Annotated in this window: 21 protein-coding genes, 1 tRNA gene and 1 pseudogene; 7 read left to right on the top strand and 16 right to left on the bottom strand. The window is 64.4% G+C overall.

Translation table 11 applies throughout. The annotated features are described in order from the left end of the window. Together L288_RS0122045 and L288_RS37870 are read right to left on the bottom strand one after the other, a co-directional pair. Positions 1 to 368, bottom strand: a 368-nt coding sequence (locus L288_RS0122045) for a thiolase family protein (protein WP_031304708.1), incomplete at its 3' end; no start/stop codon positions are given. 10 nt (positions 369 to 378) lie between these two features. After that, entirely contained in the window at positions 379 to 1,506 is a 1,128-nt protein-coding gene (locus tag L288_RS37870) for an acyl-CoA dehydrogenase family protein (RefSeq protein WP_021239359.1), read from the bottom strand. A gap of 95 nt (positions 1,507 to 1,601) precedes the next feature. On the opposite strand from L288_RS37870, the gene L288_RS37875 reads away from it, so the two are divergent. Further along, on the top strand, positions 1,602 to 2,216 hold the full coding sequence (locus tag L288_RS37875; RefSeq protein ID WP_031304709.1) for a TetR/AcrR family transcriptional regulator: 615 nt from the start codon (positions 1,602 to 1,604) through the stop codon (positions 2,214 to 2,216). A gap of 203 nt (positions 2,217 to 2,419) precedes the next feature. Continuing rightward, positions 2,420 to 2,645, top strand: a pseudogene (locus L288_RS42635) (IS110 family transposase); the annotation flags it as partial. A gap of 563 nt (positions 2,646 to 3,208) precedes the next feature. Here the strand turns inward: L288_RS42635 and L288_RS37880 are convergent. From L288_RS37880 to moaA, 3 genes are all read right to left on the bottom strand, one after another. Beyond that, positions 3,209 to 3,283 (bottom strand) — tRNA-Asn (locus tag L288_RS37880). A 79-nt stretch (positions 3,284 to 3,362) separates the two neighbouring features. Continuing rightward, positions 3,363 to 4,139, bottom strand: coding sequence for an NAD kinase (locus tag L288_RS37885; protein ID WP_021239362.1), 777 nt, complete (start codon positions 4,137 to 4,139; stop codon positions 3,363 to 3,365). After that, positions 4,136 to 5,149: a GTP 3',8-cyclase MoaA gene (gene moaA, locus L288_RS37890; RefSeq protein WP_021239363.1), complete on the bottom strand. Its 1,014-nt coding sequence runs from the start codon at positions 5,147 to 5,149 to the stop codon at positions 4,136 to 4,138. Before moaA ends, L288_RS37885 begins: the two co-directional genes overlap by 4 nt. Positions 5,150 to 5,271: 122 nt before the next feature. On the opposite strand from moaA, the gene L288_RS37895 reads away from it, so the two are divergent. Then, positions 5,272 to 7,290, top strand: coding sequence for a putative bifunctional diguanylate cyclase/phosphodiesterase (locus L288_RS37895; RefSeq protein ID WP_021239364.1), 2,019 nt, complete (start codon positions 5,272 to 5,274; stop codon positions 7,288 to 7,290). A gap of 210 nt (positions 7,291 to 7,500) precedes the next feature. Here L288_RS37895 and L288_RS37900 read toward each other — a convergent pair whose 3' ends face one another. From L288_RS37900 to L288_RS37915, 4 genes are all read right to left on the bottom strand, one after another. After that, the gene (locus tag L288_RS37900; protein WP_051209727.1) at positions 7,501 to 8,193 is read right to left on the bottom strand and encodes a TorF family putative porin; all 693 of its coding nucleotides are present in this window, start codon (positions 8,191 to 8,193) and stop codon (positions 7,501 to 7,503) included. A gap of 25 nt (positions 8,194 to 8,218) precedes the next feature. After that, the gene (locus L288_RS37905; protein WP_021239366.1) at positions 8,219 to 8,629 is read right to left on the bottom strand and encodes a hypothetical protein; all 411 of its coding nucleotides are present in this window, start codon (positions 8,627 to 8,629) and stop codon (positions 8,219 to 8,221) included. Between the two features lie 117 nt (positions 8,630 to 8,746). Next, entirely contained in the window at positions 8,747 to 12,220 is a 3,474-nt protein-coding gene (gene mfd / locus L288_RS37910; protein ID WP_021239367.1) for a transcription-repair coupling factor, read from the bottom strand. Between the two features lie 72 nt (positions 12,221 to 12,292). Then, positions 12,293 to 12,562 (bottom strand): FAD assembly factor SdhE, encoded by a 270-nt coding sequence (locus L288_RS37915; protein ID WP_021239368.1) that lies wholly within the window; start codon positions 12,560 to 12,562, stop codon positions 12,293 to 12,295. A gap of 207 nt (positions 12,563 to 12,769) precedes the next feature. On the opposite strand from L288_RS37915, the gene recG reads away from it, so the two are divergent. Both recG and L288_RS37925 read left to right on the top strand, forming a co-directional pair. Beyond that, positions 12,770 to 14,833, top strand: a complete 2,064-nt coding sequence (recG, locus tag L288_RS37920) for an ATP-dependent DNA helicase RecG (RefSeq protein WP_021239369.1) — start codon at positions 12,770 to 12,772, stop codon at positions 14,831 to 14,833. A 155-nt stretch (positions 14,834 to 14,988) separates the two neighbouring features. Next, positions 14,989 to 16,068, top strand: coding sequence for a mechanosensitive ion channel family protein (locus tag L288_RS37925; protein ID WP_021239370.1), 1,080 nt, complete (start codon positions 14,989 to 14,991; stop codon positions 16,066 to 16,068). Here the strand turns inward: L288_RS37925 and L288_RS37930 are convergent. Continuing rightward, positions 16,040 to 16,393 carry a PilZ domain-containing protein gene (locus tag L288_RS37930; RefSeq protein WP_021239371.1) on the bottom strand — a complete coding sequence of 118 codons (354 nt, stop codon included), beginning with the start codon at positions 16,391 to 16,393 and terminating at the stop codon, positions 16,040 to 16,042. The genes L288_RS37925 and L288_RS37930 overlap by 29 nt on opposite strands. Positions 16,394 to 16,468: 75 nt before the next feature. Next, on the bottom strand, positions 16,469 to 17,686 hold the full coding sequence (gene tyrS, locus L288_RS37935; protein WP_021239372.1) for a tyrosine--tRNA ligase: 1,218 nt from the start codon (positions 17,684 to 17,686) through the stop codon (positions 16,469 to 16,471). A 119-nt stretch (positions 17,687 to 17,805) separates the two neighbouring features. Here tyrS and L288_RS37940 point away from each other — a divergent pair, with 119 nt between their 5' ends. Beyond that, a complete protein-coding gene (locus L288_RS37940; RefSeq protein WP_021239374.1) occupies positions 17,806 to 18,894 on the top strand; it encodes an anhydro-N-acetylmuramic acid kinase in 1,089 nt (362 codons plus the stop codon). A gap of 3 nt (positions 18,895 to 18,897) precedes the next feature. Here L288_RS37940 and L288_RS37945 read toward each other — a convergent pair whose 3' ends face one another. Then, a complete protein-coding gene (locus L288_RS37945) occupies positions 18,898 to 20,073 on the bottom strand; it encodes a vWA domain-containing protein (protein ID WP_031304711.1) in 1,176 nt (391 codons plus the stop codon). Between the two features lie 141 nt (positions 20,074 to 20,214). Here L288_RS37945 and L288_RS37950 point away from each other — a divergent pair, with 141 nt between their 5' ends. Next, on the top strand, positions 20,215 to 21,579 hold the full coding sequence (locus L288_RS37950) for a methyl-accepting chemotaxis protein (protein ID WP_021239376.1): 1,365 nt from the start codon (positions 20,215 to 20,217) through the stop codon (positions 21,577 to 21,579). Positions 21,580 to 21,597: 18 nt separating this feature from the next. Here the strand turns inward: L288_RS37950 and L288_RS37955 are convergent, their stop codons facing one another. The 4 genes from L288_RS37955 to L288_RS37970 all read right to left on the bottom strand — a co-directional run bounded on the left by L288_RS37955 (position 21,598) and on the right by L288_RS37970 (position 25,001). After that, entirely contained in the window at positions 21,598 to 22,620 is a 1,023-nt protein-coding gene (locus L288_RS37955) for a hypothetical protein (RefSeq protein ID WP_031304712.1), read from the bottom strand. Positions 22,621 to 22,702: 82 nt separating this feature from the next. Next, a complete protein-coding gene (locus tag L288_RS37960) occupies positions 22,703 to 23,116 on the bottom strand; it encodes a GFA family protein (protein ID WP_021239378.1) in 414 nt (137 codons plus the stop codon). A gap of 10 nt (positions 23,117 to 23,126) precedes the next feature. Further along, positions 23,127 to 23,972, bottom strand: coding sequence for an AAA family ATPase (locus L288_RS37965; protein ID WP_021239379.1), 846 nt, complete (start codon positions 23,970 to 23,972; stop codon positions 23,127 to 23,129). A gap of 348 nt (positions 23,973 to 24,320) precedes the next feature. Further along, entirely contained in the window at positions 24,321 to 25,001 is a 681-nt protein-coding gene (locus tag L288_RS37970) for a DUF6975 family protein (protein ID WP_021239380.1), read from the bottom strand. Between the last annotated feature and the right edge of the window lie 106 nt (positions 25,002 to 25,107).

Genomic DNA, 25,107 nt, shown 5'->3' on the forward strand with positions numbered 1-25,107 from the left:
GCGTTCGTCATGCTTTCCATGCCGCCCGCGACGATGATCCCGGCCCCGCCCGCGGCAATCGCTTCGGCCGCCATGATCGCCGCCTGCATGCCCGATCCGCACATCTTGTTGACCGTGGTGGCTTCGACCGACCGGGGAAGGCCAGCGCCCAGCGCCGCCTGCCGTGCGGGCGCCTGACCAAGCCCGGCGGGAAGCACGCAGCCCATATAGATGCGGTCCACAGCGTCCGGCTGCACGCCCGCGCGCTCGACAGCGGCCTTGACCGCCACCGTGCCGAGTTCAGTGGCCTTGAGCGCCGAAAGCGCGCCCTGGAAACCCCCCATCGGGGTGCGGGCATAGCCAGCGATAACGACAGGATCGTCCTGCATCCTTGCTCTCCTACAATGCGCGAGCTATAACCATGCGCTGAATGTCTGATGTGCCTTCGTAAATCTGGCAGACGCGGACATCGCGGTAGATTTTCGCCACGCCGAACTCTTCGAGATAACCGTAGCCGCCCAGTGTCTGGATCGCCGAAGATACCACAGTTTCAGCCGTTTCGGAGGCGACCAGCTTCGCCATCGACGCTTCCTTGAGGCACGGTTCGCCCGCATCCTTCATCACGGCCGCATGCAGGACGAGCTGGCGTGCCGCCTCCAGCCGGGCGGCCTGATCGGCCAGGCGGAAACCGACCGCCTGATGGTCGATAATGGGCTTGCCGAAGCTTTTGCGCTCTTTGGCATAGGTGATCGCGATGTCCAGCGCCGCTTGCGCCATGCCGATGCACTGCGCCGCGATCCCGATGCGCCCCGCCTCCAGGTTCGAAAGAGCGATGCCATAGCCCGCGCCTTCGGCGCCCAGACGAAGCGCATCGGGAACGAACAGGTCATTGAAGCGGATCGCGCAGGTGTCGGAGGCCGCCTGCCCGAGCTTGTGTTCGACCTTGTCCACGGCATAGCCTTCGCTGTCGGTCGGGACGATGAACCCCGTTATCCCACGCTTGCCAGCTTCGGGATCAGTGACGGCATAGACGATAGCGATACCTGCGATCCTGCCCGAGGAGATGAACTGCTTGGCGCCTGACAAGCGATAGCCGCCGTCGACTTTCACTGCGCGCGTTCGGATCGCCGAAGCGTCTGATCCGGCATCCGTCTCCGTAAGGGCGAAAGCGCCGATCAATTCCCCCGCGATCAAATCAGGCAGGAAGCGCGCCTGCTGCTCGGGCGAACCGTCCTTTAGAAGCCCCGAAACGATGAGGCTGTTCTGAATGCTGACGATTGTGGAGAGCGCACCGTCCGCCGCCGCCAATTCCATAAGAGCGAGCGCATAGGAAACATAATCTGCCCCCGCGCCACCTACCGCCTCCGGTGCCGTCATCCCCATTAGACCAAATGCTGCCATCTGGCTGAACAGTTCGGGCGGATACCCCTTTGCCGCCTCGAAGGCGAAGCTGCGGGGTTTGATCTCTTCCTGAGCAAAGGCGCGAACGGTGTCGCGGATGGCTGATTGTGTATCAGAAAGAATCATGATCACTGATCCGAACAATATGCACTTGCGAGTGTATTGTATGCGAATAAGTTTTATGTCAATAGGGGGCGGTCACATCAGTCGGGCTTTTCAAGATGCAAGATATTTCGCCATTCAGAAGCGCGTCTCAGCGGGAAGCGGATAGAATTGCAAAACGCGAGGCGGTTTTGCGAGCGGCAGTGCGGATGTTCAACGATCGAGGATTTCACGCGACGTCGCTGGATGATGTAGCGGCAAGTCTAGGCGTGTCCAAACGGACGATCTATCACTATCTTGCGAGCAAGGACCAAGTACTCTTGGAGTGCGTGACCATCGGCTTACAGCAATTGCTCCAGGCTGCCGAACAGGCGAGGGCAGAAGCGGGAACGGGACGTGAGCGCCTCATTAAGTTCCTTCGGCGGTACGCCGAAATCAATATGGAAGATTTCGGCAGGTGCGTTATCCGTACAGGCGAAGAAGCACTCTCAAAGGAAAGCCTGCCCCAATACAGGGCGCTGAAGAAGGAGATCGATGCCGCCATGCGGCAGATGTTGAACGAAGCAATTGAAGATGGTTCTATCGCGCAAAGGGACGTCAAAATAACTGCTTTTACCTTGGCAGGCGCCCTCAACTGGCCTGCACGTTGGCATGTGCCCGATGGTGGGCAGACGGCGCAACAGATTGCTGCGTCGATGGTAGAGGTGCTGATGCATGGGATCGACCCGCGCTAACATTGTTATGTCGGATGTATTGACGGGCGAGATCAGCAGGATGCGCGGGCACCCGGCGGTCTCGGTCAGTCCGTGGATTTTGCTGGTTCCGCCGTGTGATCGACCAAAAGCCTGCGCACGAACCCCCCTTTATGGATGGCCCGCCCCTTAACCGAACCGTTGTTGTTTAACCGGCATTGGATCGTTTGAGGAAGGAGAAGGTCATGGATGGTTCGGTTCTGGGGATCAACCTCGGCAAGAACAGCTGTAGCGTGGTAGGTCTCGGCGGCGCCGGTAAGGTTGTCGTTCGCAGGCGTATGCAACGTGAGACGGTCATCAGCTTCGCAGCATCGCTTGCGCCATGCGTTGTGGCGATGGAAGGCCTGTTGCGGTGCCCATCATATGGGCCGTGCGCTAGCAGCGCATGGACATACCGTCCGGTTGATGTCGCGGAATATGTCCGTCTGTGAATAAATCTGCAATGTTGACCCCGGTTCTGAGGTGATAGGCGTCCAAAGTTGCCCCCCTGAACGATTGCGGTTCACGCTCTTGCACTTTGCTGCGAGAGCCGTGCTAACGAGATTCGCGAACGCGACGAACGGGTGGTCAAGGTTCGAGCAGAAGCTGACCGCCTCCGACACCGGCTCGATACGCTCTACTTCGACAAGATCGAGGGGGAGCGACAAGCGAGTTTCACGATCGCGTGGTGGCGACGTGGAAGGAGGAAAGAGACAGGTGCGTCCGCGATCTCGAGAGCCTGGCCTTGGCTGAGGATGACGTGATCGACGACGGTGTCGCGTTGGTTGATTTCGCCCGAACGGCGCATAACCGGTTTGAAACGCTGCCTATTTCCAGCAAGCGTAGGCTCTGAATCTTGTGCCATCGAACTGCTCGTTCGCCAACGGGGAGCTAGTAACAACCTGCCGCAAGCCGTCCGATTAGCGCGAAAAGATTGGATCCCCCAATGGGGCGATACCCCACTGAAAGGGGGTCTGCACCCGAAAGTGCGAAAATGGCTCCCCGAGTAGGATTCGAACCTACGGCCATTCGATTAACAGTCGAATGCTCTACCGCTGAGCTATCGGGGAGCAGCCCGGCTCTCGCTGGGCAGGCCGCGCCTATAGCAGCGGGATTCTTCGGATGGCAAGGGCTGAGTTGCAGATTTTTTCAGGCGATGAACTGTTCCGCCGCGATGCGGTCGTCCAGCGTATGTTCCGGGTCGAAAAGCAGGGTCAGCGGCGTGGCGCGGTCGATGCGCACTTCCACCTGGGCGACGTCGCGCACTTCCCTTTGGTCGGCCACGGCGCTGACCGGGCGTTTCACCGGGTCGAGGACGGTGAAGCGGATCGTCGTGCTTTCCGGCAGGATCGCGCCGCGCCAGCGGCGGGGGCGGAAGGGGCTGATCGGGGTCAGCGCCACCAGGCTGGAACCCAGCGGCAATATGGGCCCATGCGCCGACAGGTTGTAGGCGGTCGATCCCGCCGGGGTCGCCACCAGCACGCCGTCGCACACCAGTTCGGGCAGCACCGACCGGTCATTGACCTGCACCTCCAGCTTCGCGGTCTGACGGGTTTCGCGCAGCAATGACACTTCATTGATGGCAGGGATGGAGAAACGCTCGCCATCGACCGTATCCACCGTCATGCGCAGCGGGTTGACCTTGAACGACTTTGCGGCATTCAGCCTCTGCTCCAGCCGTTCCAGCCGCCATTCGTTCATCAGGAAGCCGACCGTGCCCAGATTCATGCCGAACACGGGCAGGATGTGGCGGCCCTCCAGCATCGAATGCAGCGTCTGGAGCATGAAGCCGTCACCGCCCAGGGCTATGAGCATATTGGCTTCGTTGACCGGCACGAAGTCATAGGCCGCGCGCAGCCTTTCTTCCGCGGCCTTGGCCGCCTGAGTCGGGGACGCGACCAGCGCGCGCCGCGGTTCGGTGATCATCCGCCGGTCACGCTCATATGCCGCTGTACCGCCGCGGGGGGAGCGCCAGCGCCGATGCGGAAATCATGCCGGGCAGGCTTGAGCCGCAAGGCGCGGTCGATCAGAGGTTCGACGGCCGCGACGCCGCCGGTGCGGAAGGCGCTTTTCAGGTCGACATGATCGTCATGGCCCAGGCACATGAAGATCTTGCCCTCGCACGTCATGCGCATGCGGTTGCAATCAGCGCAGAAATTATTGCTGAGCGGCGTGATGAGGCCCAGGCGGGCGGCCATGCCTTCGACCGCATGATAGCGCGACGGGCCCCCCGTGCGATGCGCGATGGGGGTAAGCTCGACATGCTTACGAAGCTGCTTCGCCACCTCCGTCAGCGGCAGATAATGGTCCGTCCTGTCCTCGCCAGTCTCGCCAAGCGGCATGGTTTCGATCAGGGTGAGGTCGAAGCCCTGATCGCCGCACCAGCGCAGCATCGGCAATATCTCGTCTTCATTGACGCCCTTGAGCGCTACCATGTTGATCTTGACGGCAAGGCCTGCCGCACGCGCCGCCGCCAGCCCGTCCATCACCGGCTGGATATTCCCGCGCCGGGTGATGTGCGCGAACCTGTCCGGGTTCAGGCTGTCCAGGCTGACGTTGATGCGCCGGACGCCCGCATCGAACAGCGCATCGGCATGGTCCGCCAGCCTTGTGCCGTTGGTGGTCAGCGTCAGTTCGTCCAGCCCCTCACCCACATGCCGCCCGATCCGGCGCACCAGGTCGATAATGTCCCGCCTGACCAGCGGCTCCCCGCCCGTCAGCCGGATTTTCCGCACCCCTCGCGCGATGAACAGGTCGGCGAGCAGCGCGATCTCTTCCAATGTCAGCAACTGGTCGCGGGGCAGGAATGTCATCCGCTCCGCCATGCAGTAACGGCAACGCAGGTCGCACCGGTCCGTCACCGAAATCCGCAGATAGCTGATCCGGCGACCAAGCGCGTCAATCAACGCCGCGCGCGGTAGATCGACCATGTCCATGCCCTGTTAGCTAGGGCATGGACTTGCCGCGCGCAAGCGGGCAGCGGTTGCGGCGAGGCCAGCAGGTGAGTATCGATGCGCCAGGGCAATGTGGCGGCGTGCCGCTCCAGGGAGTATCATGTGTGAGCGGCCATAGTGCAGCCGATGGGCAGCGCAGTCTCTTCATCCTTTCTCCCGGCGATCGTGACGGCCTGTCCCTTGCGGTGAGGCAGGCGGGCTGGCGCGTCATTGCCGCGCGGCGGGCAAGCGACGCCGCCCGCCGCCTGATGCACAGCGATGCGCAGGTCGCGCTGGTGGACATGCGCGGACCCGCCGATGGGGACGGCGCGGCTCTTGCGCCCATCGTTCCCTCCGTGAATGCGGGGGGAGGCGCGTTGATCGTGCTGGTCGATCGCAACCAGATCGGCGGCGTGCCCGCTCTGCTGGAGGCGGGGGCGACCCATTATCTCGCCGCGCCATTTTCGGCGGAGGAGCTTCGCGCGGTCCTCGCCTCGGCGCAGCGGCTGGTCGAGCGCCTGGGGGGCGGAGCATCGTCCAGCCAGCGCGCCCAGCGCATCCGCCGCGGCGACGCCCTGTTCTGGGAAATGGATGCGAACGGGCGTGAGATCAAGCTCAGCGACAATCTGGCGCGCCATCTTGGCCTCGACCGGCAGATGATCAGCCCAGCCGCCTTCATCCGCTGCCTGCCCCGGCCGGAACGCCGGTCGATCATGGCCGCGCTCCGGGCGATGATGCGCAGCGGCCGCGTCGAATCCTTCGCCCATGCCGCGCCGGGCGGAGGCGAGGACCGGCTGGTCCATCATCTGCGCAAGTCCGATGGCATCGTGGCCGCTGACGTCGAATGGCTGACCGGCGCGCATGCGCCCGACACGGTCGAGCGGGATGAACTGACCGGGCTGCGATCCCGTCAGGCGGCGGTCGATTGGCTGGAGCAGCGCACGGGCATGGCGACCACGGTGCTGCTGCTGTCCATCAGCCAGTTCGACAGGATGAATGCGGCCTATGGCCCGCTGGTCGGCGACGCATTGCTGGGCCGTATCGCCCGCCGGATAGAGCGGATCGCAGCCGAGGTCGCCGAAGGGGCGATCGTCGCGCGGATCGCGGGAACCGAATTCCTGATCGGCCTGACCGGGGAGGCTGCGGCCAGCGACCGCGCTACCTTCCTCGCGCGCCAGTTGATCGGCGCGGTGGGCCGTCCTTTCAGCGCGGGCGACCATCTCATCCGGCTCACGGCGCGCTGCGGCATCGCCCAGTCACGCGCGCAGGACGACGCCACTCAACTGCTGCGCCGGGCCGGAACTGCGCTGGCCGACGCGCGTCAGGGCGGCGGGGAGGGCATCCGCATCTTTTCCGCCGAAAAGCGCAGCCGTCAGGTGGATGCGGAGCAGTTGGAAACCGACCTGCGGCTGGCGCTGCACCGGGGGGAGATCGCCATCCTCTTTCAGCCGCAATATCCCGTCGCCGGGGACGCGATGGTGGGGGTCGAGGCGCTGGCGCGCTGGAACCATCCGCAATATGGGCCGCTCGGCGCGGGCATGCTATTCGCGGCGGCGGAGCGGTCCGACTACATGCTCCCGCTGTCGGCCCATATCCAGGCGGAGGCGCTACGGCTGGCATCGGCCTGGCCGCCCGCGCTCGGCGCCCTTCGCCTGTCCATCAACGTCACGGCGGAGGACATCGCACAGCCCGGCTTCATGGCGCGTTTCCTCAGCCTGGTGGACAGCAGCGGCTTTCCCCGGTCCCGCCTGACGGTGGAGATCACCGAAAGCGGGTTGATCGAGGATGTGGAGGCGGCCACGACGCTGCTGACCGCGCTCCGTGCCGAAGGACTGGCGGTTGCCGTGGACGATTTCGGCACCGGCTATTCCAGCCTTGCGTATCTCAAGAGCCTGCCGCTCGATTATCTGAAAATCGACAGTGGCCTTGCGCAGGACATTGCGGGCACTTCCCGCGACCGCATCATCGTGCGGGGCGTCATCCATATGGCAAAGTCGCTGGGCCTGCATGTGATAGCGGAAGGGGTGGAAACCCAGCAGCAGCTGGAACTGCTCGCCCGCGAAGGCTGCGATTATTATCAGGGTTTCCTGCGTTCGGCCGGAGTGTCGTCGGACGAGTTGGTCAGGCTCGCGTCGCAGTCGTGAAGATCATGCGATGAGCGGAAATCGCCCATCCCGTGGAAAATCCCGCAGCTTTCGAAAAACCAGTCCGTTCGTAAAACCCGTCCGTTCGTAAATCCCATCCGTTCGGAAATCCCCCCCACCGTTCGGGCTGAGCTTGTCGAAGCCCTATCCTGAGCGCCTGCTGCAAGCAGGCAGCCGAAGGGTTTTGAAGTCCCGCCGCTCGACCCAACGTCAAAGGTTCAGCGCCAGCCGTCCGATCAGGCTGGGGCCAGCATGGCGGCTGCCCGGACCTTCTATGCCGCTGTCGGCGTAACGCAGGCCCGCCGACCAGCGTCCCTGGAGGTAATCGACCCCGAAACCATAGTCCCAATAAGCGCCCTCAGGGCGCAGGCGCGCCGCTCGCGATGCGTCGCGGACATCGCCTGACGATCGTCCCACGCGCGCCGAAACGGTGAATGGCGTGCCCGGCACCCCGGCCATGGCGGAAGCGGAGAGATAGAGGTTGTCGCCGCCGATCGCCGATTGGCGCGGGGCGTAGCTGGCGAACAGGTCGACGCTCGCCGGGCCAAGCAGGAAGCCGGCGCCGCCGCCAATCTCGCCATAGCCCTGGTCCGATGCGCCGGGGAACAGATGATAGCGCGCCTCGGCAGACAGCCGCCAGCCGCCAAGCTGCCGTACATAGCTTGGCCCAAGATCGATTACCGCATCGGCGCCGCCATGCCGGTCGCTGCCCCAGAGCGAGACCGCCGTGCCATCAAGGCTCAGCCCTTCGCTCACGGGAACGGAAACGGACCCGCGCAGCACCGGGTCGCCCTCGCTCCAGCTCAGGCCCCGCCGCCGCTCATCGGTCGCAACTTCGATCGATCCGGAAACGCCCCCGGCATATTGCGCGAGGGCAGGGGAGGCGCTGGCGGCCAAGGTCATCCCGGCCGCCAGCGCAAGGCGCAACTCAGTTCGAGGCAAGATTTCGGACAGCATCGAGTTCGGCCAATAGCGGACCGCGATCCCGTTCGGCAACCGCGATCACATGGTCGCGGATTTCCGCCTGATGCTGCGCCATATGGCGTTCGGCCGCGCGGCTGCCGCCGATGCAGGCGCCATGCTCGCTGCCCGAATAGCGCTTGTCGCTGGAAACCGTGCGCGCCAGCGCCGGGCCCTGGTTGAGCGAACGGTCCACCATGACCTTCGCGGTCCACTGGCACCGCTGGGTGCTCATGCGGTTGGGCGTTTTCGCGCCCACGGTCTTCGTGACATATTCCGTCCGAGCGGAGTAGGTCACCTGCACCGGCTTACCGCCATGGTCGATCTGCACATTATGGGTGGCAGCCGCGGCCGCCATCGCGATGAGGGTTACACTCATGTCATTCTCCTGCTCGATGCCGGGCTTTCATGTCCGGTCATCGGCATGGAATTTAGATAGCGACTGTTGCTGCTACTTTGCTGACAGGCGACAAAGGGTGCTGCCTTTGGAAATCCTTCAGGCGTTCTCCTGACCAGCGGCCTTTGCCAGCCCCTTCGACAATTGCAGGGCGCCGTTCAGCCGCGCGGCGGGATCGGCCCAGGCGCGGTTCACCACGACCTTGCTGTCCGGGCGCAGCCGCGCCACGCCGTTCAGCCGCTGGATATAGGCGATCAGCCCCTCCGGCGCGGGGAAACGGTCCTCGAAAAAACTGACTAGCGCGCCCTTGGGCCCCACATCGATCTTGGAGATGTTGGCCTTCACGCAATTCTGCTTGATTTCGATCACCTTGAACAGGTTCTGCGTCGGCGCGGGCAGCTTGCCGAAACGGTCGATCAGTTCGGCGGCAAAGGCTTCCAGCCCCTGCCGGTCCTCGACCTCGTTCAGGCGGCGATAAAGCCCCATGCGCAGGTCGAGATCGGGCACATAATCTTCCGGGATCAGGATCGGCGCATCCACGCTGATCTGCGGAGAGAAGCTTTCCCGCTTTTCCAGCCCCGCGCCGCCAGCCTTGGCTTCCAGTATCGCGTCCTCCAGCATCGACTGATACAGTTCGAAGCCGACTTCCTTGATATGGCCCGATTGCTCGTCGCCCACCAGATTGCCCGCGCCGCGAATATCCAGGTCATGGCTCGCAAGCTGAAAGCCAGCGCCCAGCGTATCCAGATCGGACAGCACTTTGAGCCGCTTTTCCGCCGTTTCGGTGATCACCCGGTTGGCGGGCGTGGTGAAATAGGCATAGGCTCGTGTCTTCGACCGGCCGACGCGCCCCCGAAGCTGGTAAAGCTGCGCCAGTCCGAAACGGTCTGCGCGATGGATGATCAGCGTGTTGGCCGATGGGATATCGAGCCCGCTTTCAACGATCGTAGTCGATAGCAGCACGTCATAGCGCTTGTCGTAAAAGGCCGACATGCGTTCCTCGACCTCGGTAGCGCTCATCTGGCCATGGGCGACGATCGGCTTCACCTCCGGCACTTCGGTGCGCAGATATTCCTCGACCTCGGTCAGGTCGGCGATGCGCGGCACGACGAAGAAGCTCTGCCCGCCGCGATAATGTTCGCGCAGCAGCGCCTCGCGGATCACCACCCCGTCCCATGGCATGATGTAGGTCCGCACCGCCAGACGATCGACCGGAGGCGTCTGAATGACCGACAGTTCGCGCAGCCCTGACATCGCCATCTGCAAGGTGCGCGGGATCGGCGTCGCCGTCAGCGTCAGCACATGCACATCGGTCTTGAGAGATTTCAGCCGCTCCTTGTGTGTCACCCCGAACCGCTGTTCCTCGTCCACGATGACGAGCCCCAGCCGCTTGAACTCAAGGCCCTTTGCCAGCAGCGCATGGGTCCCCACCACGATATCGATGGTGCCATCGGCCAGCCCTGCCTTTACGGCTTTGGCCTCCTTGTCCGGCACCAGCCGCGACAGGCGGCCGATATTCACCGGAAAGCCGCGGAACCGCTCCTCGAAATTCATATGATGCTGCCGGGCGAGCAGGGTAGTCGGGCAGATCACGACCACCTGCATCCCCGCCATCGCCGCCACGAAAGCGGCGCGCAAAGCCACCTCGGTCTTGCCGAAGCCGACATCGCCGCACACCAGCCGGTCCATCGGCCGCCCCGCGCCCAGATCCTCGATCACGTCTGTGATGGCGCGGTCCTGATCCTCGGTCTCCTGATAGGGGAAGCGATCCACGAACGCCGGATAGCCCGCGCTGTCCGGCTCCGCGACAGTAGCCGCCCGCAGCGCGCGTTCCGCCGCCGTCTTGAGCAACTCACCCGCAATCTCGCGGATGCGCTCCTTCATCCGCGCCTTGCGCCGCTGCCACGCCTCGCCGCCCAGCTTGTCGAGGCTCACGCCTTCGCTATCGGACCCGTAGCGGGAAAGAACCTCCAGATTCTCCACCGGCACATAGAGCTTGTCGCCGCCCGCATATTCCAGCGCCACGCAATCATGCGCCGCCTTGGCGACGGGTATTTGCGTCAGCCCCTCATAACGGCCGATGCCATGGTCCATATGCACGACCAGATCGCCCGGCGAGAGGGTCGCCAGTTCGGCAAGGAAAGCATCCGAACTCTTCTTGCGCTTGGCCCGGCGCACCAGCCGGTCGCCCAGCATGTCCTGCTCGGTCAGCACCGCCACATCGGGCGCGGTGAAGCCATGATCCAGCGGCAACACAGTCAGCACGGTGCTGCCTCCCGCAGCGATCCCCAGCGCCTCCTGCCAGCTATCCGCCGCCGCGACCCGCTTCAGCCCATGGTCGATCAGCAGTCCCGATAGCCGCTCCCGCGCACCGCCGGAGTAACTGGCGATGACCACCTTCTTCTTTGCCCGCTGGAGCGCGGCGATATGCTTGCTCACCGCCTCATAGACATTGGCGTTCTGCGCCCGCTCCGGCGCGAAATCGCGCGGCCCATCGACTTCGAAATCAAGGACGGTGGCGCTTTCCGGCTCATGAAAGGGCGTGGTCGCGTGCATCGGCCATGCGCGCACCGCCGCGTCCCATTCCTCCGCGTCCAGATAGAGCGCCCTGGGCTCCAGGGGCCGATAAGCCCCCGGATCGGACGATTTCGCCTGCACCCGGTTGGCATGATAGTCGCGGATCGCTTCGAACCGCGCCTCGGCCGCGCCCGCCACGCCATGATCCAGCACGACCACGGTGTCATCGCCCAGATGCTCGGTCATCGGCACCAGCCGTTCCTCGAACAGCGGCAGCCAATGCTCCATCCCCGCCAGCCGCCGCCCGTCGCTCACCGCCTGATAAAGCGGATCGCCCGTCGCCGTCGCCCCGAACGTCTCGCGATAGCGGCCCCGGAAACGCTTGATCGTCTCCTCATCCAGCAGCGCCTCGGAAGCCGGGAGCAGCGTGAACCCCTCGACGCTCCCGCTGGTCCGCTGGTCGGCCGGATCGAACCGCCGCACCGTCTCAATCTCATCCCCGAAGAAATCAAGCCGCAGCGGCTGTTCCTCGCCGCCGGGAAACAGGTCGACAATGCCCCCGCGAATGGCGAATTCGCCCCGGTCATGCACGGTATCGGTCCGCACATAGCCATTTGCCTGCAACATCTCCGCCAGCCGCGAGATCGCGATCCGCTCCTTGGGCGCGAGCTTCGCCACCAATTGCCGCACGCGGAACGGCGTCAGCGTCCGTTGCGTCAGCGCGTTGATGGTGGTGAGGACAAGCTGCGGCCCCTTGGGCTTCCCTTGCAGCGCATAAAGCCCCGCCAGCCGCGCCGAAGCCGTCCGCAGCGAAGGACTGGCCCGGTCATAGGGCAGGCAGTCCCAGGCGGGAATCTCGACAATCTCGATCTCCGGCGCGAAATAATGCGCCGTATCCGCCACCGCCCGCATAAGCTGCTCGTCCGGCGCGACGAAGAGGGCGCGCGAAGGCGCCGCGCGTGCGATGTCCGCCAGCAGCCAGGGCTGGAACCCCGCTGGCACGCCCGACAGGGTGACGGGGGCGGAAGCATTGAGGATTTTCTGAAGGTCGGTCAAACTAACAACATCCGTTCGCACTAGCTTGTCGAAGTGCCCGCCTGAGCGTAGGCGAAGGCAAGCGGGATGGTCTCACTTCCTCCCGATCTCCACGAAATCCATCTTCACGAACCTGTCCCACATCGGCCCGCGCCATTCGTCCGGCAATGGCAGCGTGCCCAGCGCCCAGGCCATGATGTCGGCATCCTGCTCCTCGATAAACCGCTCGAACCAGTCGATCTCCTCTTGCCCCCATTCGGCATGATAGCGGTCGAAAAAGCCCCCCACGGCCAGATCCGCTTCCTTGATGCCGCGATGCCATGCCCGGAATTGCAGGCGGCGGATGCGAGGATCTTCGTTCATCTTCACTACTCTCCGTTCGTCCTGAGTAGCCACTGAGCCTGCCGAAGTGGCGTATCGAAGGAACATGAGCGCCCATTGCTTCGATACGGGACTCCGGCTTCGCTCAGCCCCTACTCAGCACGAAGGGCGGTAGAGGACGGGCACAGGAATTTAGCCGATCGGATGTTTGCGCATCGTCCCGGCTGGGCTAGACACCGCCAGATAGACATGCGCCCGGATATCCTCAACCCACTCTTCGCCGAAATCGAAGCGCTCAAGGGCGTTGGCCCCGCGCTGGCCAAGCCGTTGGAGCGCCTCGGCCTTGCCCGCGCCATCGATGTCGCCTTCCATTTGCCGGTCAGCTTCATCGACCGCCATATGGTGGATGATCTTGCCCAGAGCGACTCCGGCCGCGTCATCGGCATCACCCTGACACCCACCGACTATCGCGCCTCCGGCAGCGCCCGCGCGCCCTTCCGCGTGATCGCGCAGGACAGGCATGGCAACACAGTCACCCTTGTTTATTTCGGCAAGAACAGCGCCTGGCCCCGCAAGCTGCTGCCGCTGAACGAGCCCAAATTCATCTCCGGCAAGCTGGAGGCCTATGGCGACGCGCTTCAGATCGTCCACCCGGACTATGTTCTCCCGCCGGAGGAAGCCGCCACCATCCCCGCGCGCGAGCCGGTCTATGGACTGTCGGAGGGCCTGACCAACAACCGCCTGCGCGATCTGGTCAGCCAGTCGCTGGCCCGTGCCCCCGACCTACCTGAATGGATCGAACCCAGCCTGCTCGGCCGCAAGGGCTGGCCAGCATGGCGGGAGGCGCTTGCCCGCATCCATGCCGATCCCAGCGACGCGAAGGCGCGCGAGCGGCTTGCCTATGATGAAATTTTCGCCGGTCAACTTGCCCTGATGCTGGTCCGCCAATCCTCCCGCAAGCGCCGGGGCGTCCCCATCGCCGGAGATGGCCGCCTTCGCGCCATGCTCAAACTCCCCTTCGCTCCCACCGGGGCCCAGCGCCGCGCCTTCGGAGAGATTGAAGGCGACATGGCCCAGCCCGTCCCGATGCTCCGCCTGCTGCAAGGCGATGTCGGATCGGGTAAGACGCTGGTCGCGCTCATGGCGCTGCTCAACACGGTCGAGGCAGGCGCTCAGGGCGCGCTCCTCGCCCCCACTGAAATCCTCGCTCGCCAGCATTATGAAACGCTGCGCAAGATGGCGTCGGGCCTGCCGGTCTCCATCGCTATCCTGACCGGCCGGGAAAAGGGCAGGACGCGCGAATCCACCCTCATGGGGCTGGCGGACGGCAGCATCGACATACTCGTCGGCACCCACGCCATCTTTCAGGAAGCCGTTCGCTACAAGAATCTCGCCCTCGCGGTGATCGACGAACAGCATCGCTTCGGGGTCGCCCAGCGCATGATGCTCGCCGCCAAGGCCGAACGCACGCCGCACCTGCTGGTGATGACCGCCACGCCTATCCCGCGCACGCTGACGCTGACCTATTATGGCGAGATGGACGTCTCGCGCCTCGACGAGATGCCGCCCGGCCGCCAGCCGATCCAGACCGTGGTCATGTCCGCCAACCGCCTCGACGAAGTGGTCGAAGCGCTCGCCCGCCATGTCGAAGGCGGCGGACAGGCCTATTGGGTCTGCCCGCTGGTGGAGGAAAGCGAAACCAGTGATCAGGCCGCCGCCGAAGCCCGCGCCGAAATGCTGCGCATGCGCTTTGGCGAACGCGTCGGCCTTGTCCACGGCCGCATGAAGGGCCCGGAAAAGGACGCCGCGATGGAGGCCTTTGCCTCCGCCCGCACGAAAATCCTCGTAGCCACCACGGTGATCGAGGTCGGCGTCGATGTGCCCAACAGCAACCTCATCATCATCGAAGGCGCCGACCGCTTTGGCCTGGCGCAGCTTCACCAGCTACGGGGCCGGGTGGGGCGGGGGCAGAACCATAGCGTCTGCATCCTCCTTCGCGGCGGCGCGCTCAGCGAAACCAGCCGCGCCCGTCTGGCCCTGATGCGGGAAACCAATGACGGCTTCCGCATAGCCGAGGAAGATCTGCGGCTGCGCGGGGCGGGCGAGATATTGGGCACGAAGCAATCGGGCGAGCAGCAGTTGAAGATCGCCACGCCCGAACATCTCTCCGCCTTGCTCGACCCGGCGCGCGACGACGCGCATCTCCTGATCGACCGCGACGGTGGCCTCAGCGAGGCGAGGGGACAGGCGGCGCGCATCTGCCTCTATCTGTTCGAACGGGACGCCGCCGTCGGCCTGCTCCGCAGCGGCTAGTACGCCGTCATCCCGCGAAGGCAGGAACCCAATCCGAACGGCAGCATATCTATGGAACGGCAGAAACCGGGTCCTCGCCTACGCAGCAACACGGCTTATCTCACCCTCATGCTGCAACCGCGAAACAATCCCGCCGCCCTGTCGTTGCCCATCACATGCAATCCGACATCAGCCTGCACCATATCACGCCCATGGCGGCGATCTCGATCGGCATATCGGTCGCCGCCGCCTTCCTGCTGCACTGGCTTGCCTATTGGATAGCCAGCCGGATCGCGCGGCGGATGAAGCTCGATCCGGTGATCCTGCCCGCCATCTATCACCCGACCCGCTGGCTCGTCGTGCTGATGGCGCTCGCCGCCGGGGTCCAGCCGCTGAAATTCAGCGACCGCGTCGAATCCATCTGGACGATCGGTTCGGGGATGGTCTTCATCCTGCTGATGGGCTGGCTCATCTTCGCCCTGATGCGCGCCTTTCGCGTCCTGCTCGAACGGCGCAGCGACATCAGCGTCGAGGATAATCTGAAGGCCCGCCGCCAGCATACCCGCATCCGCATCCTCTATCGCGTGGCGCAATTCATCATCGGCTTCCTCATCGTCTCCTTGATGCTGATCATGATTCCGGGCGTACGCACGGTGGGCGTCACGCTGATGGCGTCGGCGGGTCTTGCAGGGCTTGCGGTCGGCGCGGCGGCCCAGCCCGCGCTCAAGAATCTGATCGCGGGTATCCAGATGGCCTTTTCAGAGCCGATCCGCCTGGATGACGTTGTGATCGTGGAAGGGGAATGGGGCCGGATAGAGGATATCAAGCTCACCTATGTGGTGGTGCGCATCTGGGACGACCGGCGCATGGTCGTGCCTGTCTCCTATTTCCTCGAAAAGCCGTTCCAGAACTGGACCACGAAGACGTCCGACCTGCTCGGCACCGTCTTCCTCTATGTCGATCCTTCGGCCGATGTCGAACGCATCCGCGCCCGCTTCGTCGAAGCGGTGAAGGCCAATGCGCGCTGGGACGGGCGCGTCGCCATATTGCAGGTGACCGATCATCGCGCCGACGCGCTGGAACTGCGCGGGCTGCTGAGCGCGCGCAATGCAGGCATCGCCTTCGACCTGCGCTGCGAGGTGCGGGAGGAGATGCTGCAATTCCTGCGCACGGAAATGCCCGAGGCGCTGGTCAGGTCGCGTCAGCGGATCGAGGCCGCCGATGGCTTCACCACGCCGTCTGCCGTGGCGGGATGAGCGACAGCATGGCGTCGTACAGGCGCGGCTCGATGGGCTGGCGGAACTCCATGCCGACTCGCTTGTCCTCGGCCCAGCGGACCTCGGCCTGCATATCCCTGACGATCGGCAGCCACACGGACACATGCTGCCCGATCAGCAGTTCCCCCTCGGTCCTGCACATCAGGCCCAGCGGCGATATGTTGATGATCCGCGCTCCATAAGAGCGGCCGTTGAAGTTTATATGGCTGACCATGTCGACCAGGACGCGGGGCACGCGCCGTTGATCGATGGAAGGATCGCGGGATTTAGCGACATGGGCCAGGTTTGCGAGCACCGAGGACATGGGCGCAGCTTATGGTAAGGAAGATCATCCCTTTCTTACCCGCCATGGTTGATCGCTGATTAACCCCTTTATTTTTCAGGCGGTTACCAACCCATGTTTCTTTGCGCCAAAGCTCAGCTTGTCGCCGGGCTTCAACGCCATTGCAGGATCGCTCACCACCTCGCCATTCACGCGGATCGCGCCCTCGGCCAGCTTGCGCCGCACTTCCTTGTTGGACGCGGCAAAGCCCAGCGCCATCGTGCCCTGAACGACGTTCAGCCCGTCCGTGCCGATGCTGACCGTGGGCAGGTTGGCGTCCGACGCGCCTTCCTCGAACGTCCTGCGCGCCGTCTCGGATGCGGCGGCCGCCGCTTCGGTGCCCCGGCACAGGGCCGTCGCCTCATTGGCGAGGATCTTCTTCGCCTCGTTGATCTCCGCGCCTTGAAGCGCGGCCAGACGCTCGACCTCATCCATGGGCAGGTCGGTGAACAGCCGCAGCCTGTTCGCCACATCGGCATCCGCCGTGTTCCGCCAGAATTGCCAATAGTCGTAGCTGGAAAGCTGATCCTCGTTCAGCCACACCGCGCCGCCCACGGTCTTGCCCATCTTCGTGCCGTCCGCATTGGTCAGCAGCGGCGTGGTCAGGCCGAACACCTGCATGCCGTCCACGCGCCGGGCGAGTTCGACGCCGTTCACGATATTGCCCCACTGGTCCGATCCGCCCATCTGCAACCGGCATCCCGACCGGCGCGACAGCTCCAGGAAATCATAGGCCTGGAGGATCATATAGTTGAACTCAAGGAAGCTCAGCGACTGTTCCCGGTCCAGCCGCAGCTTCACGGAGTCGAAGCTCAGCATCCGGTTGACCGAGAAATGCTGGCCGATATCCCGCAGGAACGGGATATATTCCAAACGGTCCAGCCATTCGGCATTGTCCAGCATGATGGCGTCGGTAGGACCGTCGCCAAAGGTCAGGAATCGTTCGAACACGCGCTTGATGCTCGCCACATTCTGCGCGATCAGATCGGTCGTCAGCAGCTTGCGCGCTTCATCCTTGAAGCTCGGATCGCCAATCTTGCCGGTTCCCCCGCCCATCAGGACGATCGGCTTGTGCCCGGCCTTCTGCAACTGGCGCAGCATCATGATCGACACCAGATGCCCGACATGCAGCGACGGTGCGGTCGGGTCGAAGCCGATATAGCCCGGCACGATCTGCCTGGCGGCCAGGGCATCTAGCCCCTCCGCGTCGGTCAACTGGTGGATATAGCCGCGCGTCTCAAGCAGGCGGAGCAGGTCGGATTGATAGCTGGTCATAACGCCGCGCCCTCTAGCATTGTCATCTTTACCCGTCATCCTGAACTTGTTTCAGGATCCATTCCGCCCCACAGAGCAGGAGTGAGCGGAAGGACGAAACCTTGACCAACAGCCAATCCATGCTGGCAATCGGCCTCATGTCGGGCACATCGCGCGACGGCATCGACGCGGCGCTGATCGAGACGGACGGCCAGGGGCGGGTCACGCCCGCCGCCTTTCATGCAAAGGCCTATGGTGACGGCTTCCGCCTGCGCCTGACCGAAGCGTGCCAGCGCGCCATGGCCATGGAAAAGCCGGGGTTCGAGCCGCTGATCCATGCGGTGGAGGAGGAGTTGACGGCGTTGCATGTCGATGCCGTGGCGGACCTGCTCGGCCGCAGCGGGCATGTGGCGCAGGACATCTCCGTCATCGGCTTTCATGGACATACCGTCGCCCACCGCCCGGAATGGGGATGGACGTGGCAGATCGGCGATGGCCCGGCGCTGGCTGGCGCGTTCGGCATCCCGGTCGTCGGCGACCTGCGCAGCGCCGATGTGCGGGCAGGGGGGCAGGGCGCGCCCTTGCTGCCGGTCTATCACCGCGCGCTTGCCCAAGCCCTGCCCAAGCCCGTTGCCATCCTGAACCTTGGCGGCGTCGCCAATGTGACGGCGGTCGGGCCGGGCGGATCGCTGATCGCCTTCGACACCGGCATGGCGAGCGGCCTTATCGACAATTGGATGCAGACGCATAGCGCCGCCGCCTTCGACACTGGCGGCCAGATCGCGGCGCGCGGGCAGGTGGACGAAGCCCTGCTTGGCGAGATGCTGGCCGACCCCTGGTTCGCTCTCGCCCCGCCCAAGAGCATCGACCGGGAGGCCTTTTCCGTCGACGCCGTGCGCGGCCTGGGTCTGGAGGACGGCGCGGCCACGCTCACCGCCTTTTCCGCCGCCGCCGTGGCGCGCGGGCTGGAGCATCTGCCCGAAAAGCCCCGGCGCATCTATGTCGCGGGGGGAGGGCGCCATAACGCCACCCTCATGGCGATGCTCGGCGAACGGACCGGCGTGGACGTGCGGCCGGTGGACGATCTTGGCTGGGACGGCGACGCGCTGGAGGCGCAGGGCTTTGCCTATATGGCGGTACGGCACCTCAAGGGCCTGCCGATCAGCTTTCCCGGCACCACCGGAGCGCCGCGCGAGATGGCAGGCGGCGTGCTCTTTCCCCCCGCCTGACGATCAGCGCTTACGGGTCAGTTCCCGCATGGCGGCATCGATGCCCTCGATGGTCAGCGGATACATGCGGTCGCTCATGATCTCGCGGATCATCCGGGTCGACTGGCTATAGTCCCAGTGCGCGCGAGGCAGCGGATTGAGCCACACGGCGGCGGGATAGGTATGCAGCAGCCGGCTCATCCACACGGAGCCCGCCTCATCGTTCATATGTTCGACCGATCCGCCCGGATGCGCGATCTCATAGGGGCTCATGCTCGCGTCGCCGACCAGTATGACCTTATAGTCATGCCCATATTTGTGCAGTATGTCCCAGGTCGGAATACGCTCTGAAAAGCGGCGCCGATTGTCCTTCCACACGCCTTCGTACAGGCAATTGTGGAAGTAGAAGAATTCCATATTCTTGAATTCGCTGGTCGCGGCGGAAAACAGTTCCTCACACAGGCTGATGAACGGGTCCATCGATCCGCCGACGTCGAAGAACAGCAGCAGCTTCACCGCATTATGCCGCTCCGGCCGCATGCGGATGTCGAGCCAGCCCTGCCGTGCCGTGCCGCGGATGGTTTCGTCCAGGTCCAGTTCGCTCGCCGCGCCCTCCCTGGCGAAGCGGCGCAGGCGGCGCAGCGCCACCTTGATGTTGCGCGTGCCCAGTTCCTTGTCATTGTCCAGATTCTGGAACTCGCGCTTTTCCCACACCTTGATCGCGCGCTTGTGCCGGCTTTCCCCGCCGATCCGCACGCCTTCCGGGTTGTAGCCGCCATGGCCGAAGGGTGATGTGCCGCCGGTGCCGATCCACTTGCTGCCGCCCTGATGGCGTTCCTTCTGCTCCTCAAGCCGCTTCTTGAGCGTCTCCATGATCTCGTTCCAGGACCCCAGCGACTGGATCTTCTCCATTTCCTCAGGACTGAGATATTTTTCCGCGACCAGCCGCAGCCATTCTTCCGGTATGTCCGCTTTGACCTCTTCGCCGCCCAGAACGCCTTTGAACACGCGGGCGAAGACCTGATCAAAGCGGTCCAGCAGCCCTTCATCCTTCACATAGGTGGCGCGGGCGAGATAATAGAATTCCTCCGGCTTCCACGCGATCACGTCGCGGTCAAGCGCCTCCAGCAGGAGCAGATGCTCCTTGATCCCGGCAGGGATACCGGCGGTGCGGAGCGCGTCTAGGAAGTTGAGCATCATGACGCGGCCCTTGTCCGACAGGCGGAGGCAGGATGCAAGCATGGCCGGGAGGACACATTGTGTAAAAAATATTGCATTGCATCGTAAAGGCGGCACTATCCATCCAGTTAATGGGGACAACGTTCATTGGGTAACGATGATTTGCTGGTCGGGCTGGGGGAACGGTCTGGCGACCTCGCGTTGCAATGCAGCGAAACGGCAGGGTTCCTCGGTGAGCTGACCGTGCGCATCCGGGAAGACTCGGCCCGCCTGTCCCAACTGCAATCCACCATGGAAACGCTTGCGGCCAGCCAGAATGAAAGCGTCGCGGCGGCGCAGGAACTCGGCCTGACGGCACGGCGCGCCGGGCACATCATCGCCGACGGGCATGAAGCCGTCACGACCGCACTGACGGAACTCAGCGGCCTTGTCGAGCATGTGACGGGCCTTGAAGGCCATCTGCGCCAGTTCCTGGACGTGATCGAGGCCGTGGGCGGCATATCCGAACAGCTTGCGGGCATCGCGCGGCAGACCCGCCTGCTGGGCGTCAACGCCGCGATCGAAGCGGCGCGCGGGGGCGAAGCGACCCAGGGCTTTGCCGTCGTCGCGGAGGAAATCCGCCGCCTCGCCGGGCAGGCGGGCGATGCGGCCGCGACGGTCGGCGACAAGCTCGGCCAGCTCGACCGCGATGCCCGCAGCCTGATCAGCGGGGTGGAGGCGAACATCGTGCGCGGCCGTGGCGTCAGCACCCATATCGATATGTTGAGCGAGGCGGTGGTGGAGATCGCGTCCCTTGTCGCGCAATTTGGCGAACGGTCGGACGCGATCATGTCCTGCACCGATGCGGCCGACGCCGATGTCGCGGCGTTGCGTCAGGGCCTCGCGACCTTCAGCGGATCGGCGATCGAAAGCGCCTCTCGCGTGGAAACGGCGCGCGGACAGCTTGAAACGCTGGAAGGCATGGCCAACGACATGCTGAACGCTGCGGCCCATGCCGGGCGGCCCACCCGCAACAGCCGCTACATCGCCTTCGCGGAAGAGGGGGCGGAGGAGGTTCAGCGGCTGATCGCGCAGGCGCTGGAGACCGGGGAACTGACCGCCGCCGCCCTGTTCGACACGGAATACCGCCCCATTGCCGGGTCCGATCCCGCGCAATATGAAAATGGCTTCTGCGCCTTTGCCGACCGGGTGATTCAGCCGATCCTTGACCGCAGAACGGCGCAGGACGATGCGATCGTGGGGTGCTGCCTCATCGACATCAATGGCTATCTGCCCACCCATATCAGCGTGCGCAGCCTGCCGCAGCGGCCGGGCCAGCCCCGCTGGAACATCGAACATTCGCGCAACCGCCAGATTTTCATGGACAGCCAGACCCGCCGGGCGCTGAACGGAGAGGGCGACTTCTTCCTCTTCACCTACCGGCAGGATCTGGGCGAGGGGCGCTACCGGGCGCTGCGCAGCGTCTTCGTGCCGCTCAGCTTTCGCGGCAGGCGCTGGGGCCTTTACGAGGTCGGCTATCTGATCTGACGCGCGGGCCTGCCGCGATCAGTTCGCCTTGTCCTGCGCATGGCGCACCGTGACCTTGCCGTTGGCGGCATAATCGGCGGTGCTGCTGGCCTGTGCGATTTGCGGGTCCTTGCCGTTCAGCATGGCGGCAATCTGCTGCGCGCCGGGCAGCCGTGCGTAGGTGCCGTAGAAATCGGTGCGGCCAACCGAATGGATCGACAGCCGGTAACCCCGGCCGCTGGCCGTCCGGTCAAAGGCCAGCACTGTGCCCATGTCATCGGCCGGGATGATGACGGGGCCATCCTTGACGCCCTGCGCCTGCAACATCTCGTAGGAACCGTCCGCCGTTTCGATGCGGCTGCGAACGCACAGGGCCGCGCCGCCTTCCGGCTTCAACGCCAGATCGTCCGCGCCCGCCGCCCGTGCGGATGCGCTGTCGGCGCAATCGGCATAGCTCACCGCCCTGGTCGAATGGATCGACGCCGCATCGTCAAAGCGCAGGGAGGACAACATGCCGTCAAGCCCGGCCAGCACCTCGCGCTGGCGCTCCGCCGGGCCCGTCACGCGAATCTTCGCCAGCCAGCGGCCCGCATGCACGAAAGCCGCAGCCGTGGTCAGCGCGCCATCGGCCGCATCTTCATATACCGCCCTGATCGCTCCGCCATCGCGCCCGCCAACGCGCACCGTGTCATAGGCCGTGCGGCGCGTCTTCGCACCGAAACGGCTCATGATCGCCTTGTCGGTCATGTAGGCCGCCAGCGAAGCGTCGGCATAGCTTGGCAGATAGATGTAGAGCGTCGCCTGGATCGCGCCGTCCTGCGAGAGATATTGGGCATAATTGTCGATGCCGCTGCCGCCGTTGGACGCTTCCCCGCTCTTGGAGAGCGAAAGGCCGCCCGCCTGTTGAGGCGCGCTGATCCCCGCCGCGCCCGCGCGCAGCATATCGCCGGTGGCGGTCCACGCCTCCTGAACAGGCGCAGTTTCGTCCGCGCGCGCAGCGGCGGGCAGGGTCAAGGCCAGAACGGCCGAGATCATGGGCAATGCATGGAGTCGCACTGGCATCCTTCCTGATCCAGACCGTCTTCGCGCGGCCTTGAATGGAAAAGGCAGGATGACGCGGATTCAGCGCCACCGCAAGGGCTTGTCAGGATACCGGAGGAATTTGGGCCGGATAATGGGGCAGATCAGGATCGATATGCGCCCAATCGGGGGCCGTACTGGTCCAGATCACCGCTTGCGGGCCGATCAGCCCCGGATCGTCCAGCGCCCCGGCCCGGATGAACAGCAGATGCGGCCGCGATTCGGCAAGGCTGAACAGCGGGGTTCCGCATTGCGGGCAAAATCCGCGCCGCATCCTGTTGCCGCTGTCCGCCACGCTCTCATGCCAGCGGACCTCGCCCTGCGTTTCGACCTTGTCCGCCGGGAAGCAGACGTTGACGGTTCCCGTTCCGCCGCCCAGATATTGGCACAGGCGGCACCAGCACATGCGCGCCGCCATCGGTTCCGCATCGATGCTGATGCGGACCGCACCGCATAAGCAACCCGCTCCATGCGCCATCAGCCGTCTCCTATCTGCCCTGCCGCCGCGCCATGAAGGCCAGCCGCTCGAACATCATGATATCCTGCTCATTCTTCAACAGCGCGCCGTGCAGCGGCGGGATCGCTTTGGCTGGATCACGATCCTGCAACACCTCCAGCGGCATATCCTCGGCCAGGATCAGTTTCAGCCAGTCGAGCAATTCGCTGGTGGAAGGCTTTTTCTTGAGGCCCGGCACCTCGCGTATCTCGTAGAAAATCTCCAGCGCGCGGCTGACCAATATCTTCTGAATGCCGGGAAAGTGGACGTCGATGATCGCCTGCATCGTCTCGCGATCGGGAAATTTGATATAGTGGAAGAAGCAGCGGCGCAGGAAGGCGTCGGGCAGTTCCTTTTCATTGTTGGACGTGATGACGACAACCGGCCGCTCCTTCGCCGCGACGGTCTCACCCGTCTCATAGACGTGGAACGCCATGCGATCGAGTTCCTGCAACAGGTCATTGGGAAACTCGATGTCCGCCTTGTCGATCTCGTCGATCAGCAGCACGGGCAGGGTGGGGGAGGTGAAGGCCTCCCACAGCTTGCCCTTGCGGATATAATTGCTGATGTCATGGACGCGCGGATCGCCCAGCTGTCCATCGCGCAGGCGGGCCACGGCGTCATATTCATACAGGCCCTGATGCGCCTTGGTCGTGGACTTGACGTTCCATTCGATCAGCGGAGCGTTCAGCGCCTTGGCGATTTCCTGCGCCAGCACCGTCTTGCCCGTGCCCGGTTCGCCTTTCACCAGCAGGGGGCGGCGCAGCAGCACCGCTGCATTGACGGCGACCTTCAGATCATCGGTCGCGACATAATCTTCCGTACCTTCAAATCGCATCGGCTCGTCCGCTTTTCCTGTTCGCTACCGACCTAGGGAAAGCGGCTCGCGCCTGCAATGCGTTTGTCCCGGACCTCCTCTGGAATGGGCCGCGGGCCGTCTTCTGGCCCGTGCCCGGCCGGCGCTTGGCGCACGTCCGGCTCATGCCTCGGCTTAGGAACGATCGATGTTCAGGAGGCGGCTATCCGAGCCGAAAGCCCAGCGCAGCTAAAATGGTGGTTTTTCATGGCCCGGCGCGCATCCTGCTCTATTATGTGAGGACCGGAGGCGCGAAGAGCCGCCATTTGCAGGCTGCGAAACTGAATGCCCGTTGGTCCTGGTATGACGGGGCAGGCGGGGAGGGGAGGGTCAGCGCCTCTGCTGGCGGATTTCGGCCCGCGCCTGCAACAGGTCCCACAGGCCCCGCTGCTGCGCCAGCAACTGCCGCGCGCCGAACTGTATCGCCCGGTCCGCCGCGTCATTGCCGCCAATGGCGCGGGCGACGGCCAGCGTCTCCGCCCGGTCCGGCAGGTCGCAGGCATGCGGCTCCAACCCGACGCGGATCGCCGCCATGTCCAGCCCGTGACGCACGGCGCGCCAGTCGAGCACCAGCGCGATCGCCGCCCCCATGGCGCAGCCGCGCCGGTCGGACTGGGCGAGCATGTCCAGGGCATGGCGTTGCTGGCTGACCACGGTTTCGCAATCGCTCTGCCCGGCGGTACTTGGGGCCGGACCTGCCGCCACCGTCACCTGCGTCAGATAGGCCCGCTCCCGCGCAAAGGCTTCGGCTGACTGGACCAGCCAGGCGCGCGCCGCATTGTCGGCCGATCGCGTCGCGGCATGATCGATCACGCCCGGATGGCGGCCATGCAGCAGGCATAGATAATGCGCCGCATCCGCCAGGTCGGCGAGCGTCAGCACCGCGTCCCGCCCGATCCCCGACCGGACATTGGCGGCATGCGCATGGCCCGCGGTTCCGTCGGCTGCGACCAGCGCTTCCACGACCTGAGAAATGCCGCCCTGCGAATGGCGCGCTGCTGCTTGGCTCATTGAAATTTCCCTATGCGGCGCAACCCGTTGCCGCTGAACCGGAAAGATAGGATGACGGGGTAAAAGAGCCGTTTACGGGGCAAAAAAAGAGCGGCCCGGAAGCCGC

Source organism: Sphingobium quisquiliarum P25 (assembly GCF_000445065.1).
GTDB lineage: Bacteria > Pseudomonadota > Alphaproteobacteria > Sphingomonadales > Sphingomonadaceae > Sphingobium > Sphingobium quisquiliarum.